This is a genomic window from Ornithinimicrobium pulveris (assembly GCF_050261105.1).
GTDB lineage: Bacteria > Actinomycetota > Actinomycetes > Actinomycetales > Dermatophilaceae > Ornithinicoccus.
In genome coordinates this window covers 1149110-1166837 of the sequence record NZ_CP189837.1, presented here as the reverse complement: position 1 = coordinate 1166837, position 17728 = coordinate 1149110, and the positions used below count along the sequence as shown (strand labels likewise).

Here is a 17728-nt window from a genome sequence, read left to right as displayed (position 1 = left end):
GGGGACACGTGGACGACAAACCGCATCTCCGCACGACAAAGGGCGTCCCCGGTCACGACAAACCGCGTCCCCGGTCACGACACACGGGGTCCCCGGTCACGACAAACGGGGTCCCCGGTCGCTATTGGGGGCGGACGAAAGGGAAGGCGAGGGTGGCGCGGATCGGCTGGCCCAGCAGCAGCATCACGATCCGGTCGACGCCCAGACCCAGGCCACCGGTCGGCGGCATCCCATAGCCCAGCGCCTCGAGGAAGTCCTCATCCAGCTGCATCGCCTCCGGATCTCCCGCCGCCGCGGCCAGCGACTGCTCGGTCAGGCGCTCCCGCTGGTCGATCGGGTCGGTCAGCTCGCTGTACGCACACCCCAGCTCAGCGCCGAAACCCACCAGGTCCCACTGCTCGGTCAGCCCCGGGACGCTGCGGTGCGGCCGGGCCAGCGGCGACACCTCCTGCGGGAAGTCGCAGTAGAAGGTCGGGTAGTCGGTCTGCTTCTCCACCAGCGCCTCGTAGAGCTCCATCACCAACTGCCCCGCCGTCGCCCCACCCCGCACCTCGATCCCGTGCTCCTCGCACGCAGCGGCCACCTCGGCCACCGTCGACGTCGCCGACAGCTCGTGCCCGCTCGCCCGCGACACCGCCTGGTGGATCGTCACCACCGGCCACGGCGCGGTCAGGTCCACCTCCCTCACCCCACCGGCGCCATCCGGCCGCAGCGCCACCGGCCGCCCGTTCACCGCCTGCGCCACCCGCAGCACGATCCGCCGGGTCAACTCGCGCATCTCGTCATAGTCCGACCACGCGGCATACACCTCGCACGCGGTGAACTCCGGGTTGTGCGTCGCGTCCGCGCCCTCGTTGCGAAAGTTGCGCCCCAGCTCAAAGATCCGGCCCATCCCGGCGACGGCCAGCCGTTTCAGATATACAGCTCGGGCGCGATCCGCAGGAAGAGCATGTCGTAGGCGTTGATGTGCGTCACGAACGGTCGGGCCGCCGCCCCACCGTGCACTCGCTGCAGCATCGGGGTCTCGACCTCGAGGTAGCCCTCCTCGACCAGCACCGCCCGCATCTCCTGCACGCCCAGCGCGCGCCGCCGCAGGAAGTCCAGCGCGTCCGGCGAGGTGATCAGGTCCAGCACCCGCTGCCGGCTCCGCGCATCCTCGGCCAGCGTCGCGTGCAGGTCCGGCACCGGGTTCAGGCACGTGGCCGCCATCTGCCACCCGTCGGCCAGCACGCTCGGCTCACCGGTGCGCGAGGTCCCCAACTCACCCGAGACCGCGACGACATCCCCGAGGTCGACAAAGCGGCGCCAGTCCGCGCGCTGGGGCTGCGGCATACGGGACGCGTCGACGACGACCTGCAGGCGCCGACCGTCCTCCTCAAGGACCGCGAACCCCACCCCGCCGAGGTCGCGCAGGGCCCGCACCCGACCGGTGATCCGCACCTCTCGCCCGGTCCGCACGTCCGGCGCGCGGTCGGTCGGCAAGCCGGCCAGGTGCGTGTCGAGCTCGGCGCGGGCCGCCGCCAGCGTGGTGTCCCGGGCAACCGCGTCCGGGTATGCCGTGTGCCCGGCCTCGTGCAGTGCGTCCACCTTGGCCAGGCGCACCCGTTGCTGCTCGTTGAGGCGGCGGACGGGCGGGGCCGGCCGCGACAGCTCGCTCTCCTGGGCGTGCACCCGCTCGGCGAAACTGGGGTCGCGGGGGCGCTCCAGCCGCTCGGGGTGGGCGCCGCTGAGCAGCGGGAGCGTGACGGTCGGGATGAAGCCTTCGGCGACGCCCATCGCGACGCCGGCGCGCGCGGCGGTGAGCATCGGGTCGCAGCAGAGCAGCCGCGGGACCCAGGTGGGCTCGTACTTCTCGTTGGAGCGGTAGAGGGAGTCCAGCTGGTAGAAGCGGGAGAAGAAGCGCAGGACGGCGTCGGAGGCCTTGGTGACCGGACCCGCCCCGACCTCCTCGGCGTCGCTGAAGACGTGCCGGAAGACGGCGAAGTTGAGCGAGACGCGGCGCACGCCGAGCTGCTCGGCATGCCGGGCCAGGGCGGTGACCATGAACTCGGTGACGCCGTTCTCGGCGTCGGGCGCGCGGCGCATGAGGTCCAGCGAGAGCCCGCGGCGGCCCCAGGGCACGAAGGACAGCAGGCCCGCGGGGGCGCCTGCCTGGTCTCGGGCCACCACGACCACGCACCGGCCGTCGGCCGGATCGCCGAACCGGCCGAGCGCCATGGAGAAGCCGCGCTCGGTGGCGGCGCCCCGCCACTTCTCGGCGAGGTCGGCGAGCTGGCGCAGCTCGGTCGCGTCGAGGTCGCCGGTCCGCCGCACCTCGGCGGTGTAGCCCGCCCGCTCCACGCGGTTGACCGCTTGGCGGATGGGTCGCATCGACCGGCCGTCGAGGCTGAAGGTGTCGACGTCGAGGACCGCCTCGTCGCCGAGCACCAGGGCGCGCAGGCCGTGCTGGGTGTAGAGCCGGGCAGCGGCGCTGCCTGCCGACAGGACTGCGGCGTAGCGCCCGTGCTCCCGGGTGTCAGCCAGCCAGGCCTCGATCGCCGAGTCCCAGGACTGGGGATCACCGAGCGGGTCACCGCTGGCGACCGAGACATTGCCCTGGGCTCGGTAGGCAACGGCTGCGGCGCCGTCCTTGGAGAAGACGACCGACTTGTCCCGTCGGGTGGCGAAGTAGGCCAGGGAGTCATCCTCGCCGTGGCGCAGCAGGAGCTCGCGGACCCGGAGCTCCTCCTCCGGGCTCAGCAGGGCCGAGGTGCGCTCCCCGCGCCACAGGACCGCGAGGGCCACGATCACCGCAACCGCCGAGACCAGGCTGACCAGGGCCGCGATCCACCGCGCACCCAGGTCGGGCAGCGAGGGATCGTCCCAGGTGCCGAGGATGGCTCCGAGGGACCAGAGCGCCCGGTCCTTCACACCGTGCCCGCCGGCGTCCGCGGGCAGGCTGACGAGGGCCAGGCTGAGGATGAAGGCCGCGACGATCCCCCCGACGAAGACCAGGACGGCATCGCGCAGCGACCGCCCGGTCATCTTGGCGGTGAAGGCCGGGCGCGCCCAGGCCACGAAGCCGACGACGAGCAGGTTGGCCACGACGATGAGGCCATCGAGCGCCGGGATGTGCCACGTGGAGCCCGGGATGGGGTCGGTGATGTCCCAGAAGAGCACCGCGATCGAGCTCAGCAGGGTCACCGACATGACGACGGTCAGCACGGTGTGCGCGGCCCGGAACCGGCGACGGACCGCCCCGGCCATCACGAGGAGCAGTGCGGCGAGGAAGAAGCTGGGCCCGCTCGGCACGACGAAGAGACCGAGGAAGAAGTTGAGCGAGTCGTAGGCGCTCCAGCGCTGCAGGAGGATGCCGAGCAGGCTGAAGAGGCCGAAGATGACGAGCACGGTCGCGAACCACTGCGGGGTCGTCTCCCTGATGCGCGCCAACGTGCCGTTCGGCCTCCCCGTCATGCTGTCCTCCCTGCGTCCGACCTCAGCGTGGGCAGCGTGGCCACCAGCGCCAACCCGAGGGCCGAGAGCGTGATCCCCGCCCGCTGGCTCCAGCCCAGCACATCCAGGCCGATGCGGCCGCTCAGCTCGTGCCCGGGCGTGGCGCTGGCCATCTCCAGCAGCACCCAGACGGTGACGATCACGTAGCCCAGGGCCACCGCAACGAGCGCGCCGACGTGAACTGTCGCCCGTCTCCGCCTACTCCAGGCCCACACCGCCGCCGACACCAGCCCCACGAGCGCCCCCATCGCCGAGAGGGAACTGACCAGCGAATGCAGCTGGTGCGTGAGCGGCACCTGCCCCGTCAGCTCCGCCTGGGCGCAGGCCACCTCGATCGACGGGGCGCACGACATCGGCGTCAGCACCGCGTCCACGACCATGGCGACCCCGAAGACCCCCAGGCCCAGGTGCGCCAGGCCGAGGAGTCGGGACGGGCGTTCGCCCCTCTGAGTGGACCTGCGCCACCGGCGGACCACGCCCCAGGACAGGAGCACAGCGGTGAGCAACGCCATACCGGCGACGGTGTCCGCACCGCGGAACAGCCAGGCCGTCGGCTGGTCGGAGGCCATCAGCTCGCTGACGTAGGCCGTGCGGGACGGCAGCGGGGAGCCGACCACCGACTCCAGCAGCCAGGAGAGTTGCAGGACCGCCGCCAGCAGTCCCAACCACCGCGCGATGTCCACGGCCCGGTCGGCGGACGGTCGCGCCGAGGGCGGCGGAGAGGTGGGTGTGTCGGGCACGGGGTGACGCTACTCGGGGCGTGACGGTCGGGCGGGCCCCAGGTGCCCGCAGCCACCCACGCCCTGTATGCCGTGTCCTCGGTCGTCGTCGATCGGCTCGCGACTCCCGGGGGCCAGCCCCCGTGTGCGAGGCTGGGAACTGATTGCAGAATGGACCCGTCGGACCTGCTGCCAGGTTCCGCCACCGGGGGCTCTCGACCCTCGTCCCGCACCTCTAGGAGAGACGATGACCGACCAGCAGCCGCTCGCCGCGCCCGAGCCCCTCGCCGGGCCCGAACCCCTGGTGCTCACCGCACCCGCCGCCAGCGAGCCGGTCGCCGAGACTGCCGCTCCCAAGATGGCCCCGCAGGTCAGCGCCGAGGCGCTGCCCAAGTTGGACGCCAAGGTCGAGGACTTCCTGCAGGGGCTGACCCAGACCGAGACCCGCAGCCCGGAGTTCGCCAAGCGTGCCGCGGACGTGCGCACCATGGGTGACGCCGAGATCCGCAAGGCCGCCGAGACCTCCAACCGGCTGCTGAAGTCCCCGGTCCGCGCGCTCAACGAGGGCGGGGTCTCCAAGGAGTCCAAGGTCGGCCGCACCCTGCAGGAGCTGCGCCGCACGGTCGAGGACCTGGACCCCAAGCAGGCCAGCGGCACCCGCCGGATCCTGGGGATGATCCCGTTCGGGGACCGCCTGCGTGACTACTTCCGCAAGTACGAGTCGGCCGAGAAGCACCTCGACGGCATCCTGCACGCGCTGCTCAACGGCCAGGACGAGCTCCGCAAGGACAACGCCTCGCTCAACATGGAGAAGCAGCAGCTCTGGGACACCATGGGCCGCCTCAACCAGTACGTCTACATCGCCGAGCAGCTGGACGCCAAGGTGTCCGCCCACGTCGCCCAGCTCGAGGAGAACGACCCCGAGGCCGCCAAGGCGATGCGTGAGGACGTGCTGTTCTACGTCCGCCAGAAGCACCAGGACCTGCTCACCCAGCTCGCGGTGTCGATCCAGAACTACCTGGCGATCGACATCATCATGAAGAACAACATCGAGCTCATCAAGGGCGTCGACCGAGCCTCCACGACCACGGTCAGCGCCCTGCGCACCGCCGTCCTCGTGGCCCAGGCGCTCAACAACCAGAAGCTGGTCCTGGACCAGATCACCGCGCTGAACACCACGACCAGCGACATGATCCAGCGGACTTCCGAGATGCTGCGGGACAACTCGGTCGCGATCCAGGAGCAGGCCGCGTCCTCGACCCTGGGCCTGGAGCAGCTGCAGGCCGCCTTCGCCAACATCTACGAGACGATGGACGCGATCGACGCCTTCCGTGGTCAGGCCCTGGACAACATGGCCCAGACCATCGGCGTGCTCGAGGGCGAGGTCGAGAAGTCGCAGGCCTACCTGGACCGCGCCAAGCGCACGGACGTGCGTCTGCAGGGCGGCAACCTGGACCTGGACTCCTCTACGACCGGTCGCTGACGTGGCCTTCGGAGACCTGCTCGACCGGATGCTCGGGCGGACGCCGACGCCTGAGCAGGAGCGGATGGTGCTGCCACCGCCGCCCACCGCGCAGGACGTCTTCGAGGCGCTGGACCAGACCGAGCAGTTGCTCGGCTCCAGCGCCCTGCCCTCGGTGGTGGTCGCCCGCGCCCAGCGCGTGATCGACACTGCCCGCGACACCGTGCCCCGCCTGGAGAAGATCAGCGGCAGCCAGCTGGGGTACACCGTGATGGCCACCGCGACCGACTACCTGCCCGAGGCGATCGGCTCCTATCAACGCCTCCCCCGCCGGTATGCCGACACTCGCCCGGTCGACGGCGCCAAGACCTCGCTCATGGTCCTGGTCGACCAGCTCGACCTGCTCGGCCTGACGATGGACCGGGTCTTCGACGCGGTCTTCCGCGACGACGCCCGCGAGCTGGTCGCCCAGGGCCGCTTCATCGCCGAGAAGTTCGGCAGCGCCGGCGCCGGCGGCACCCTGCGTGTCGAGGAGGGGACCCCAGTGCCACAGATGCCCAGCGCCGACGACGCGACCGGCTCGATCAGCCCGCTCACCCCACCCGCCCAAGGAGATTCATGACCACCCAGTCGCTGCGCGAGACCGTGGACGTGCTAGCCCGGATCGGCCGCGAGGCCGGGCTCGACGAGGGCACCGTGCGCGCCGAGGGTGAGGCGCTCGCCGCCGCCGTGATGGAGCAGTCGAACGGTGCCAGCGAGCTGGCCCGCGCCTGGGGCAGCGCCTTCAACCACCCGGCAAGCGACTTCTTCGGCATGGTGCCCCGGGGACGTCGGTTCTCCTCCATCCCGACCACCTCGTTGCAGACGCTGCTCGCCGACGCCTCTCCCCACGCCCGGGGGTATGCCGAAGCGCTCGCCGAGATCGCGACTACCGCGGCTGCGCAGCACGGGGTGGGCGCGGTCAGCGTCGGCCGGGCGACCGCGATGGCCTCCACCCAGCTGCGCGCTGCTGGGGTCTCCCCGAGCCACGGTCCCAGCAGCCCCACCGGCGGCCTGACCGCACCGCAGCAGCCGAGCTCTGGGCTGTCCACGGAGGGGTCGAGGCTGTCCCTGGATCCGGCTGCGCTGCAGAGCTTCTCCTCCGACCTGCTCCAGCGCGCCCAGCAGCAGTCCGAGCGCATGCGCCAGATACTCGGCCACCTCGGCCAGCAGGACCCGAGCCACACCCAGGGCGACCCGAGCCACACCCAAGGCGAGCCGAGCCACACCCAAGGCGAGCCGGGCCAGCAGCCTGGTGAAGCGGCATACCCGGACCCGGTGGCGACCCAGCCCCCGCCCGAGGGGACGGAGGAGCCGGAGGAGCATGAGCCGGCGGAGCCGGAGAAGTCGCTCGAGGAGTTGCTCGCCGAGTTGGACGAGCTGATCGGGCTGGAGCGGGTCAAGGCCGAGATCCACCGACAGGTGGCGGTGCTGAAGATGGACGCCCGCCGCCAGGAGGCCGGGCTGCGCGTGGTCACCCTGACCCGGCACCTGGTCTTCGTCGGCAACCCCGGCACCGGCAAGACGACCGTCGCCCGGCTCGTCGGCGGCATCTACAAGGCCCTCGGGTTGCTCTCCAAGGGCCAGCTGGTGGAGGTCGACCGCAGCGAGCTGGTCGCGGGCTACCTGGGGCAGACGGCCGCCAAGACCGCCGAGGTCGTCGACAGCGCCAAGGGTGGCGTGCTCTTCATCGACGAGGCCTACAGCCTGTCCGGCGACCAGTACGGCAAGGAGGCCGTCGACACCCTCGTCAAGGAGATGGAGGACCACCGCGACAACCTCGTGGTGATCGTGGCCGGCTATCCCGAGCCGATGGCCGAGTTCATCGGGCTCAACCCGGGGCTGGAGAGCCGTTTCCGGACCATCATCGAGTTCGATGACTACAGCGACGATGAGTTGGTCGGCATCCAGGAGGTGTTGGCCTCGCGGATGGACTACGACATGTCCGAGGATGCGACCGAGCGCTTCAAGGAGATCCTGGCAGCGACCCCGCGCGGCCCCAGCTTCGGCAACGGCCGGTTCTCCCGCAACATGCTCGAAGCCGCCATCGGGCGGCACGCCTGGCGGCTGCGCGACGAGAAGGACGCGACCGTCGAGCAGCTGCGGACCCTGGAGCGGGTGGACTTCGAGGACCGCGACGCGGTGGATCTGTCGGTCGAGGCCGACGAATCCAGCGACGAGCCCAGCGACGACAGCGAGGGCCAGCGTGACGAGTCCTGATCCCGGCCAGGGCGCCGGAGCCGCCGCTGCCCAGCCCGCTGGTGCCGCTGCCCAGTCAGGCGGGGCGACCGCGGCTGCGCCCGGCACCCCCGCCACCCAGCAGCAGGCCGGCCAGCAGCCCGTCACCCAGGGCGCACCGGACGGCCAGTCGACCAGGACCAGCCGGTTCGCCTCCACCCCGGCCCGGATGCGGATCGCGCGCGCCCTGGCCACGGGCGCGGCGCTGCTCACGGGCATCCTCGCCACCGGCACCTTCGACACCAGCGGCGTGAACGCCACCCCCAACGTGCTGGCCGCGCAGTGGCAGGCCGCCGAGGCCACCGGCGTCGAGATCGCGGGCGCCGACCTCGAGGCGGCCCGCCTCGTCGCCGCCGAAGGCGATGCCCCCGACTCCCGCGAGGCCCTCACCGAGCACCTCGCCGAGGCTGCTGCCGCCCAGTCCGGCTCGGGGTCCGGCGACCCGACCGAGGCCCGCGACATCGTGCGCGTCACCGTACTCTCGGGGCAGGCCGCCGAGCAGGCGGTGACCGATCAGGAGGCTGCCGCCACCACCCTGGACGAGGCGTCCACCCTGGCCCGCCAGGTGGCCGAGCGTTCCGACGCCCTCGCGCGGGACCACGCCTCCACCCTCGCCGCCGGCTCGCGCTCCGGGCTGGCCGCGACCGTGGGCGTGCTGACCACCGCTGCCCTGATCGGCGTGCTCGTCTTCATGGCGCTGCGCACCCGCCGCATCCTCAACGTGCCGCTGCTCGCGGCCACCCTCATCACCGGCTGGCTCACCTTTTCCTCGATGAACCCCGCGGCCCTCCCCCTCAACCTGCAGGACCGGGTCGACGAGGGCAGCCGGACCGCGACCGCGCTCCAGGAGGTGCTCCAGGCCGGCCAGGCCGGGTATGCCGTGGCGCTGGGCAGCGACCTCGACCTCGGCTCCGAGCTGTCGTCGGCGACGCAGGCCGTGGACGAGTTGGACAACAGCTCGCTCAGCGAGTCCTGGCGCACCGTGGCCAGCGGGCTCGAGGGCATCACCGAGGCCGAGGGCCAGCAGGCCCGCCTCGACGTGGTCCAGGGGCAGCGCTCGGACCTGGACGGCGTGATCAGCGAGTTGCGGGAGCGCTTCGACCAGCAGGAGTCGGTCTCCGGGGCAGTCGGCACCTCGGCCGCCGTCGGGTCCGGCCTCGCCCTCGTGCTGGGTGTGGTGGCCGCCGGGCTGGCGTGGTTCGGCATCACCCGACGGTTGCAGGACTACCGATGAGTGACGGCGTCGACGGCCGCGGCGACGGCCGGAACAGCAACGACCGCACCACCGGTTCCGGTCCCGGTTCGGGCCAGCACGACAAGCGCCCCATGCTCGTCCTTGGTCAGCGCGGCCCCGCCGTCGAGGACACCACGATCGAGGAGCTGCGCCGGGAGCAGGCCGAGCTGGATCGCCGCCGAGCCGAGCTCGAGCAGGAGGCTCGACGCCGGCGCCGGCAGGCCGACAACGAGATCACCGCGTCCCGCAAGCAGATCGAGCGTGACCTGGCTCGTCGCGAGCGGGAGCTGCAGGACGCCGAGCGCAAGCTGTACCGGGCCTCGCAGCGGGCCCGTCGACAGGCTCGGGCCAGCGGCCAGGAGCACCTCATCCCCGACCGACCGGCACCGCCCGCCGAGCAGCGTCTGCGCAACAGCGGCGCCCCGGCCAGGTTCGCCTGGTTCGCCGTGGCGCTCGGGATCCTGTCGGTGCTGTTCGCGGCCATGACGGCCCCTGCCCTCGACGCGGCGGACGACTGGCGAACCGAGCTGGCCGCCTCCCAGGCCTGGGACGAGGTGCAGCTGGAGTCCACCCTGCTACTGCGCGAGCGGCTCACCGACTCAGCCGACGTGGCCGCAGCCCGGGATCGGGTCGACCAGGCAGTCGCAGCCGCCGCCGACCTGACACCGGCCGAGCGTCGCTACGAGGGCTATCAGGCGGGGACGATCGAGGAGGCGCTGACGACGGTGACGGAGGACGGCTCGCCGGTGCGCGTCGCCGCCGCCTGGGAGCGGCTGAGCAGTATCGTCTCCACCGTCGTCCCCACCTACCTGCTGCGCAACGCCGCCGCCGAGCTGGCTCCCTGGCCCCTCTTCGCCTGGCTCCTGCTCGCCGGTGCCGCCGGCTGCCTCATCGCCCTCGCCTTCCAGGCTTTGCAGCGTGAGGCGTGGCTGGCCCTCGCGCTCGTGGCTGCCTCCGTCGTCGCGCTGGGGGTGAGCGCCGTCTTCCTGCAGATGTCCCGGGGCGGAGTGTCGGCCGAGCTCGAGGAGGTCACCACCACGACCCGGACCGTGGACTCCCTCAGGCTCGGGCACAGCAGTGACGTCAAGCGGGTGCTGGGGCTGCGGGTCTCGGGGACCGACGATGAGTACTGGGACGGCCCCTACCGTGGGCCCGACCTGGAGGGCGTCCCGTCCGCCGTGGGCCAGGCCTACGCCCAGGCCCGAGCCGACATGACCGGCGCATCGGAGCAGGACCAGCTGGAGATGCTGGAGCCGCTCACCGAGTCGCTGCGACCGGTCCTGGCTGATCGACACCATCAAGCCTCCGAGGCTGCGGACACGCTGGTCGATCGGCTCAACGAACAACCCCCCGGGTGGCCGATGCTGCTCGCCGTCGTCATCTCCGGCGCCCTCGGGGTGCTGGCCCTGTTCGCCCCGGCCCCCGACGCCGGCGTCCAGAAACGCGCCCGCCGCAAGGAGTGGAAGGACACCAACTGGCCATGAGCAGCGCCTACGCCACCGCGCCACCGGCCCCCGGATCGCTCGGCGCCGACGTGCCCGACCGGGAACTGCTGCGCTATCTCGACGCCCTGATCCGATGGAAGGACCAGCGCCGCCGCGAGCTGGACGCTCTCGACGAGGCCGCGATGGAGGTCGAATCCTCCTCCGAGCGCGCCTCGATCACCCCCGACGTCACGCTGTCGATGACGCTCTGGCAGGCGGTCTCGGACCGGCTCGAGCTGTTGCTGGCCACCTGGGACAACGGCCGGGTCGGCGAGACCGAGCGCCGCCGGATCACCACCTTGGTCTGGGGCAGCCTGGAGCAGCCCGGTGGTCGCGCGGGCGGGCAGGCGCTGGCCGTCTCCCTGCCTGAGGCCTGCCGGCTCTCGGATTCACTGGCCTCCTCGCTGCGGTCCCGGCTGCGGCTGGATGGCTCGGACCCCGATGTCTCCGGTCGTCTGCGCACCCTGCGGCAGGCCGTCGAACGGGTCGCCGACCAGGTCGCGCTCATCCCCGAGAGCCGTCGCGGCTCGGCCGCCGAGCTGCATCGGCAGTTGGACTCACGGCTGGAGGACATCACCGAGCGGGCTCGCCGCGGCGCCGACGTGGGCGGGCTGATCGGGCCGCTCGAGGCCCAGACGGCGACCGCCGAGCGGGACCTGATCGTGGCCGCCTCCGCCCGCGCGCACGCCCGGGCCGACCATGCCCAGGCCACCCGCGAGGTCGAGGAGCTCGCCGCCCGCGGCCAGGCCGTTCGGACCCTCGCCGAGCGCACCCGCGCCGCAGTCTCACCCGCCCCCACCCTGGGCGTGCCCGACGTGACCGCCCTCGGACCGGTGCCGAGCGACCCGGGCGAGCTCACGGCATATCTCGGACGGTTGGAGCGGGTCGACCAGGCGTTGACGATGGCCCAGAGCACGTATGCCGCGGCCCTCGCCCGACGCGACGACCTTGCCGAGCGGGCGCGCGCGATGGCCGCCGCGCTCGAGGGCGGCGGGGAGAGCCTGTCCGCCCTCGCGCCGCTCGTGGAGCAGACCACCGACCACCTGGCCGCCGAGCCGGTCGACCTCAAGCGGCTTGAGGCGCTGGTCCAGGCTCAGGAGACCTACGCACGCACCCTGGGGGTGATCTCGTGACCGCATGTGTCGAGCCGGGCTGCACCGGCACCTACGAGGACGGCTGGTGCAATGTCTGCGGCTCCCCGGAGCCCTCGCAGGCACCGGTCGAGGCCACCCCGCTGCGTCCCGGACCGGACTCCGCGGGGCAGGGGTCAGGCGGTGGATCCCCGGCCGGATCGGGCGGCGGGTCCGGCGACCTGGCCGGCGCCGACCCGGACAGCCCCGCCGGTTCGGCCGCCGAGGCCCACGTGCAGACCCCCGCCCCCGGCCAGTCCTCGCGGGCCGTCCGCGCGCAGGCGGTGCGCCGCCAGCGCGCCCAGGCCGCGCGGCGCTCCCGGCTCGGGATGGGCCTGACCCAGGTGCCCGCGGTCCCGCCCGGCGACCCGGCCGAGGCGGTGCTGGAGAGCCCGCAGGTGCCCGAGCACCGGCGCGTCTGCCCCAACTGCGGCGCCCAAGTCGGCCGCTCCGCGGGCGAGGCAGAGGGCCGCCAGCAGGGCTTCTGCCCGCAGTGCCGCGCGCCCTACTCCTTCACGCCCAAGCTGTCGCCGGGCGAGTTGGTCGCCGGGCAGTACAAGGTCGAGGGCGCCCTGGCCCACGGCGGCATGGGCTGGATCTACCTGGCCCGAGACCAGAACGTGTCCAACCGCTGGGTGGTGCTCAAGGGCCTGCTCAACACCGGCGACCAGGACGCGCTGGACGCCGCGGTCGCAGAGCAGCAGTTCCTCGCGCAGGTCAAGCACCCGCTGATCGTGGAGATCTACAACGTCGTCACGCACGAGGGCGATGGCTACACGGTGATGGAGTACGTCGGCGGCACCAGCCTGAAGCAGATGCTGCAGCAGCGGATGGCTGACAACGGTGGCCGCTACACCCCCTTCCCGGTCGATCAGGCGCTGGCTTTCGTGCTGGAGGCGCTGCCAGCCTTCGCCCACCTCCATGACCTCAACCTGCTCTACTGCGACTTCAAGCCCGACAACCTCATCCAGGAGGGCGATGGCGTCAAGCTGATCGACCTGGGTGGCGTGCGGCGCGCGGACGATCTGGACTCCCCGATCTACGGGACCGTGGGCTATCAGGCGCCGGAGGTGGCCGAGGTCGGGCCGTCGGTGGCCTCGGACATCTACACGATCGGACGGACGCTGTGCGTGCTGACCTTCGAGTTCCGCGGCTACCAGGGTGACTACGTCGACACCCTGCCCCCAGCGAGCAGCGTCCCGCCCTTCGTGGCGCACGACGCCTTCTTCCGGTTGGTCGCGCGCTGCTGCGCCCCCGATCCCAACGATCGCTTCCTGACGATCGATGAGCTGCGGGGCCAGTTGATCGGTGTGCTGCGCCAGGTCGTGGCCGCCGACAGCGACCACGGCGCCACCCTGTCGGCTCACTCGGCCGCCTTCGAGGCGCCGGTGTCCACCGGTGAGACGCTGAGCTGGTGGGAGTTGCCGGAGGTCAAGCACGACGAGGGCGACCCGATGCTGGACTGGATCTCGGGGCTGCCGACGGCCGACCCTGCCGCGTTCTACCAGGCGCTGGAGGAGGCCGACGACCAGACGCCCGAGGTGCTGATGGCGCGTGCGATGGCCGGGATCCGGCTGGGTCAGAAGGGCTGGTTCGACACGGCGGTCCGCGAGCTGTTGAGGGAGGACCCGTGGGACTGGCGGGCCTCCTGGCTGCGCGGGTTGTGGGCGCTGTCGCAGAGCAGCACGCCCGCCTCCCAGGGCGCCGACGAGGAGACCGTGGCCAGGCGGCGGACCACCGCCGGTCAGGAGGCGGCCGGCCACTTCGCCGCCGTCCGCGACGCCCTGCCCGGCGAGGTCGCGCCCCGGTTGGCGCTGGCGCTGGCCAGTGAGCTCGGCGGCTACAGCCGGGCGGCCGAGCTCGACTACGAGCGGTGCTGGCGGACCGACGCCGCGTATGTCGCACCCGCCGCCTTCGGTCTCTACCGTGTCCGCCGCTCTCGCGATGACGAGGATGGCGCCCTGCAGGCGCTGGACTCGGTGCCGCGCAACAGCCGCGCCCACCCGCGGGCCCGGTGGCTGCGCGCCGAGCTGCTGCGCTCACGCGGAGCCCTGGCCGACCTACGGGAGTCGATCTTCTCGGTCTCCCGGCTGACCCTGGACCCGCGCCAGCGCGCCCAGTTCAACGCCACGATCTATGAGCAGGCGTTGGAGGAGGTGAACCGGAACGGCGAGCAGGAGAACTGGCGCCTCGGCGAGGTCCCGGTCACCCAGGACGCCCTCCGCCGCGCCCTGGAGAAGGAATACCGCTTCCTCGCCGACTACACCCCCGACCCGCAGGAGCGGGCCGACCTCATCGACCGAGCCAACGCCATCCGCCCCTGGAGCTGGACATGACGCTGCCGCACAACGACGACAACCCCACCACCCCACCGGACGCGCAGCATGTCGGTGAAAACCCCCCACCGGACGCGCACGGAGACCCCGAAACCACCCCACCGAACGCGCAGGGTGACCCCGAAAACACCCCACAGGACGCGCAGGGCGACATCGTGCCCCTCGACCCGCCGGACCCGATCGACCCCGATCTGCCGGTGGACGGCCCGACCTACGCGGACCAGGAGAGCGAGCCCGAGCCGTTCAGCGACGGTCCGCCCCCGCTGCCCGAGCCGATGCTCGTCCTCGACGGTGACCTGAACTCCGCGCCCCCAGCCGACCCCGAGCCGGAGCCCGAGGACCACGGCACCTGCCGCTGCGGCGGTGCCTTCGACGCCGACGGCTGGTGCACCGAGTGCGGCGAGCGTCGGCCCGACCCCCGCCACCACTTCTCCAGCCGGCCGACCGACCGGGTGGCGGCGGTCTGCGATCGGGGGATCCGGCATACGGACAACGAGGACGCGATGGCGGTCTGGGCGGACGAGCACGCCCCCGACCTGCGCGCGGCCCTGGTCGTCTGCGACGGCGTGAGCAGCGCGCCCCGCTCGGCCGAGGCCAGCCTGGCGGCGTCCTATGCAGCGCTCGAGGTGCTCACCACCAGCGACGCTCCGGCGCAGGAGCGGCTGCAGGCGGCGACCAAGGCTGCCGCCGACGCGGTCGCCGAGGTGGGCGAGGAGTTCGGCGAATCCGCCCCCTCCTGCACGATCGTGCTCGCTGTCGTCGAGGCAGACCTGGCAACGGTGGGCAATGTCGGGGACAGCCGGGCGTACTGGTTCCCGGACGAGGGCGAGCCGCTGCGCCTGACCCGGGACGACTCGATGGCCGAGGAGCAGGTGGACGCCGGGATCGACCGCGCGACCGCCGAGGCCGGACCGCTGGCGCACACCATCACCCGCTGGCTCGGGCCGGACGCGCACGACCAGCATCCGCGGGTCGTCACCCAGGAAGTCACGTCCACGGGCTGGCTGATGCTGTGCTCGGACGGTCTGTGGAACTACGCCTCCGAGCCCGCCGACCTGCGCGCGGTGCTGCGCGAGGCGGAGCGTGCGGTGGGCCAGGACCCGCTCGACCTCGGCCAGCACCTCGTCGACTGGGCCAACGGCAAGGGCGGCGCCGACAACATCACCGTCGCGCTCGCGCGGACCGGGCCCGCGTCCGCGCAGCCGGATGCGGCACCAACCGACCCCTCGGGGCAGGATGGGAACCATGGCTGAGTTCACCGCGACCGTCCACCAGAACGAGTTCCTGCCCGATGGTGGCACCGATGTCCACGCCATCGTGTCGGTGACCTGCTCGGGCGCCGGAACCGTCCAGGCGATGAGCAGCGCGTCCGGTGAGGCAGGCGAGATCATCATCGTCGACGTCTCCGGCTCGATGGACGTCCAGGGCGTGCAGGCCGCGGCCTACGCCGCCTCCGCCGCCCTGGACCAGATCGTCGACGGCGTGTGGTTCGCGATCGTGGCCGGCAACCACGAGGCCGCGCTGTGCTACCCGACCGGCACCGTCGCGCAGATGGCCCGGATGTCGCCGCAGACCCGCCTGGAGGCCAAGCGTTCGCTGCAACGACTGGCGCCCGGCGGCGGCACCGCCATGGGCCGCTGGCTGCTGGCCGCCGGCCAGCTCTTCGCGACCGTCCCGAGCTTGACCAAGCGGCACGCGATCCTGCTCACCGACGGCGCCAACCAGCACGAGACCCCCGAGGAGCTGTCCTGGGCGATCGAGCAGGTCCGCGGCCGCTTCCAGGCTGACTGCCGTGGTCTGGGTGCGGCCTGGCAGGTCGCCGAGGTGCGCCGGATCGCCGAGGCCCTGATGGGCACGGTCGAACTGATCCGCACCTGGGACGGGCTGTCCGAGGACTTCGCCCAGTTGATGCAGCAGTCGATGGGTCGCGGCGTGAGCGACACCCAGTTGCGCGTGTGGGCGCCGCAGGGCGCGGAGGTCCTCTTCGTCAAGCAGGTCTCCCCCACCCTGGAGGACCTCTCCTCGCGCCGGGTCGAGGTCAACGCGCTCACCGGCGGGTACGACACCGGCGCCTGGGGCGATGAGACCCGCGACTACCACGTCGCCGTCCGCCTCTCCCCCCGCGCGATCGGGCAGGAGCAGCTCGCCGCCCGCGTCCAGCTCGCCGTCGGGCAGGAGGTCGCCGCGCAGGGTCTGGTCAAGGCCCGGTGGTCCGCCGACAGCCTGCTCACCGCCCAGATCAGCCCCGAGGTCGCGCACTACACCGGGCAGACCGAGCTCGCCTCGGTGATCCAGGAAGGCCTGCGCGCCAAGGCGATCGGTGACGACGCGACCGCCACCTCCAAGCTCGGCCGGGCCGCCCAGCTCGCCCAGGAGACCGGCGACTCCGCCACCACCTCCCGCCTCGCCCGTGTGGTCGACATCGAGGATGCGGCCACCGGCCGGGTGCACCTGAAGCGGCATGTCGACAAGCTCGACGAGATGGAGCTGGACACCGCCTCGACGAAGACCACGAGGGTCCGGCCGACGTGACCGTCACCTGTCCCGAGGGCCACCGGAGCGAGGCCACCGACTACTGCGACACGTGCGGGTCGCCGATCGGTGCTGCCCCCGCCCCGTCCGGTATGCCGTCACCCACCCCCGCGGACCTCGTTGCCGTTGATCCTGGGGGCGAGTCGGCCGCCGACGGCTCGGGCGCGACCCAGACCTGTCCGCACTGCGGCGGGATCAATGTGGTCGACGCGCTCTTCTGCGAGGAGTGTGGGTACGACTTCACCACCGGGACCCCGCCCATGGGCTCTGAACCGGAAGCACCCGACGAGCCGTCCGACGTGGTCGAGAGCGACGAACCGGAGGTGGAGCCGGAGCCCGAGGTGTCTTCTCTGGACCTGGCCCCGGCTCCCGACACGCACGAGGTCGATGGTGCGGACGCTGCGCTCCCTGACGAGTCGGAATCCCTGCTGGACCTGCCGGAGCCGGACGCAGAGCACGAGCCGGAGGCAGATGCCGATCCCGAGCCCGAGCCGCAGCCCGACCCCGAGCCGCAACCCGACCCAGAGCCCGAGCCGCAACCCGACCCAGAGCCCGAGCCGAGCGCACCGCCGGCCCGCAAGCCACGGCATACCCCACCCTCTCGGGCGCTCTCCGAGACCTGGGTGGTGGAGATCTGGGTCGATCCGGACTGGTACGCCGTGCAGGCGACCGAGGAGGCCTGCCCGAGCCCGGGTGTGCCCGAGATCGTCCGGTTGACCCGCAGCGCCGCGCTGATCGGCCGCCCCTCGGGCAGCCTGGGCGTGCGACCGGAGGTTGATTCCGGCGCCGACTCGGCCGTCTCCCGCCGCCACGCCCAGCTCACCAGCGACGGCCAGCGGTGGTGGATCGAGGACCTCGGCAGCAGCAATGGGACCTTCGTCGGCCAGGTCGGCGAGCCCGTCCCCAGCAGCCCCATCACCCCAGGTCAGCGGGTCGAGATCGACCGGGACGACCGGATCTACGTGGGCGCCTGGACTCGGCTGGTGCTGCGCCAGGCCACCCCGGCCGAGGAACGCAACGAGGGCTGAGCGCCCGGACGCCCCCGCCCACGCCCACGCGCGG

Annotated in this window: 13 protein-coding genes; 10 read left to right on the top strand and 3 right to left on the bottom strand. The window is 72.4% G+C overall.

Going from position 1 to position 17728, the window contains the following annotated elements; genetic code table 11:
- Positions 1–121: 121 nt before the first annotated feature.
- Genes ACQBAT_RS05380 through ACQBAT_RS05370 form a run of 3 tightly spaced genes read right to left on the bottom strand, consistent with a single transcriptional unit; the run spans position 122 to position 4232 of the window.
- Complete coding sequence (locus ACQBAT_RS05380; RefSeq protein WP_420746178.1) at positions 122–892, bottom strand: amino acid--tRNA ligase-related protein; 771 nt, start codon at positions 890–892, stop codon at positions 122–124.
- Positions 893–912: 20 nt separating this feature from the next.
- Positions 913–3453: a bifunctional lysylphosphatidylglycerol synthetase/lysine--tRNA ligase LysX gene (lysX, locus tag ACQBAT_RS05375; RefSeq protein ID WP_420746179.1), complete on the bottom strand. Its 2541-nt coding sequence runs from the start codon at positions 3451–3453 to the stop codon at positions 913–915.
- Complete coding sequence (locus ACQBAT_RS05370) at positions 3450–4232, bottom strand: DUF998 domain-containing protein (RefSeq protein ID WP_420746180.1); 783 nt, start codon at positions 4230–4232, stop codon at positions 3450–3452. The genes lysX and ACQBAT_RS05370 overlap by 4 nt, the downstream gene beginning before the upstream one ends.
- Before the next feature lie 226 nt (positions 4233–4458).
- On the opposite strand from ACQBAT_RS05370, the gene ACQBAT_RS05365 reads away from it, so the two are divergent.
- Genes ACQBAT_RS05365 through ACQBAT_RS05320 form a run of 10 tightly spaced genes read left to right on the top strand, consistent with a single transcriptional unit; the run spans position 4459 to position 17694 of the window.
- Positions 4459–5694 (top strand): toxic anion resistance protein, encoded by a 1236-nt coding sequence (locus tag ACQBAT_RS05365; RefSeq protein WP_420746181.1) that lies wholly within the window; start codon positions 4459–4461, stop codon positions 5692–5694.
- Position 5695: 1 nt separating this feature from the next.
- Positions 5696–6295, top strand: coding sequence for a hypothetical protein (locus tag ACQBAT_RS05360; protein ID WP_420746182.1), 600 nt, complete (start codon positions 5696–5698; stop codon positions 6293–6295).
- On the top strand, positions 6292–7932 hold the full coding sequence (locus ACQBAT_RS05355; protein WP_420746183.1) for an AAA family ATPase: 1641 nt from the start codon (positions 6292–6294) through the stop codon (positions 7930–7932). Before ACQBAT_RS05360 ends, ACQBAT_RS05355 begins: the two co-directional genes overlap by 4 nt.
- Positions 7919–9184: a hypothetical protein gene (locus tag ACQBAT_RS05350; protein WP_420746184.1), complete on the top strand. Its 1266-nt coding sequence runs from the start codon at positions 7919–7921 to the stop codon at positions 9182–9184. The genes ACQBAT_RS05355 and ACQBAT_RS05350 overlap by 14 nt, the downstream gene beginning before the upstream one ends.
- Positions 9181–10668, top strand: a complete 1488-nt coding sequence (locus ACQBAT_RS05345) for a hypothetical protein (protein ID WP_420746185.1) — start codon at positions 9181–9183, stop codon at positions 10666–10668. The genes ACQBAT_RS05350 and ACQBAT_RS05345 overlap by 4 nt, the downstream gene beginning before the upstream one ends.
- Entirely contained in the window at positions 10665–11801 is a 1137-nt protein-coding gene (locus tag ACQBAT_RS05340) for a hypothetical protein (RefSeq protein WP_420746186.1), read from the top strand. Before ACQBAT_RS05345 ends, ACQBAT_RS05340 begins: the two co-directional genes overlap by 4 nt.
- Positions 11798–14134 (top strand): tetratricopeptide repeat protein, encoded by a 2337-nt coding sequence (locus ACQBAT_RS05335; RefSeq protein ID WP_420746187.1) that lies wholly within the window; start codon positions 11798–11800, stop codon positions 14132–14134. Before ACQBAT_RS05340 ends, ACQBAT_RS05335 begins: the two co-directional genes overlap by 4 nt.
- Complete coding sequence (locus ACQBAT_RS05330) at positions 14131–15387, top strand: PP2C family protein-serine/threonine phosphatase (RefSeq protein WP_420746188.1); 1257 nt, start codon at positions 14131–14133, stop codon at positions 15385–15387. Before ACQBAT_RS05335 ends, ACQBAT_RS05330 begins: the two co-directional genes overlap by 4 nt.
- Positions 15380–16666 carry a hypothetical protein gene (locus tag ACQBAT_RS05325; RefSeq protein ID WP_420746189.1) on the top strand — a complete coding sequence of 429 codons (1287 nt, stop codon included), beginning with the start codon at positions 15380–15382 and terminating at the stop codon, positions 16664–16666. Before ACQBAT_RS05330 ends, ACQBAT_RS05325 begins: the two co-directional genes overlap by 8 nt.
- On the top strand, positions 16663–17694 hold the full coding sequence (locus ACQBAT_RS05320) for an FHA domain-containing protein (protein WP_420746190.1): 1032 nt from the start codon (positions 16663–16665) through the stop codon (positions 17692–17694). The genes ACQBAT_RS05325 and ACQBAT_RS05320 overlap by 4 nt, the downstream gene beginning before the upstream one ends.
- Positions 17695–17728 lie beyond the last annotated feature (34 nt).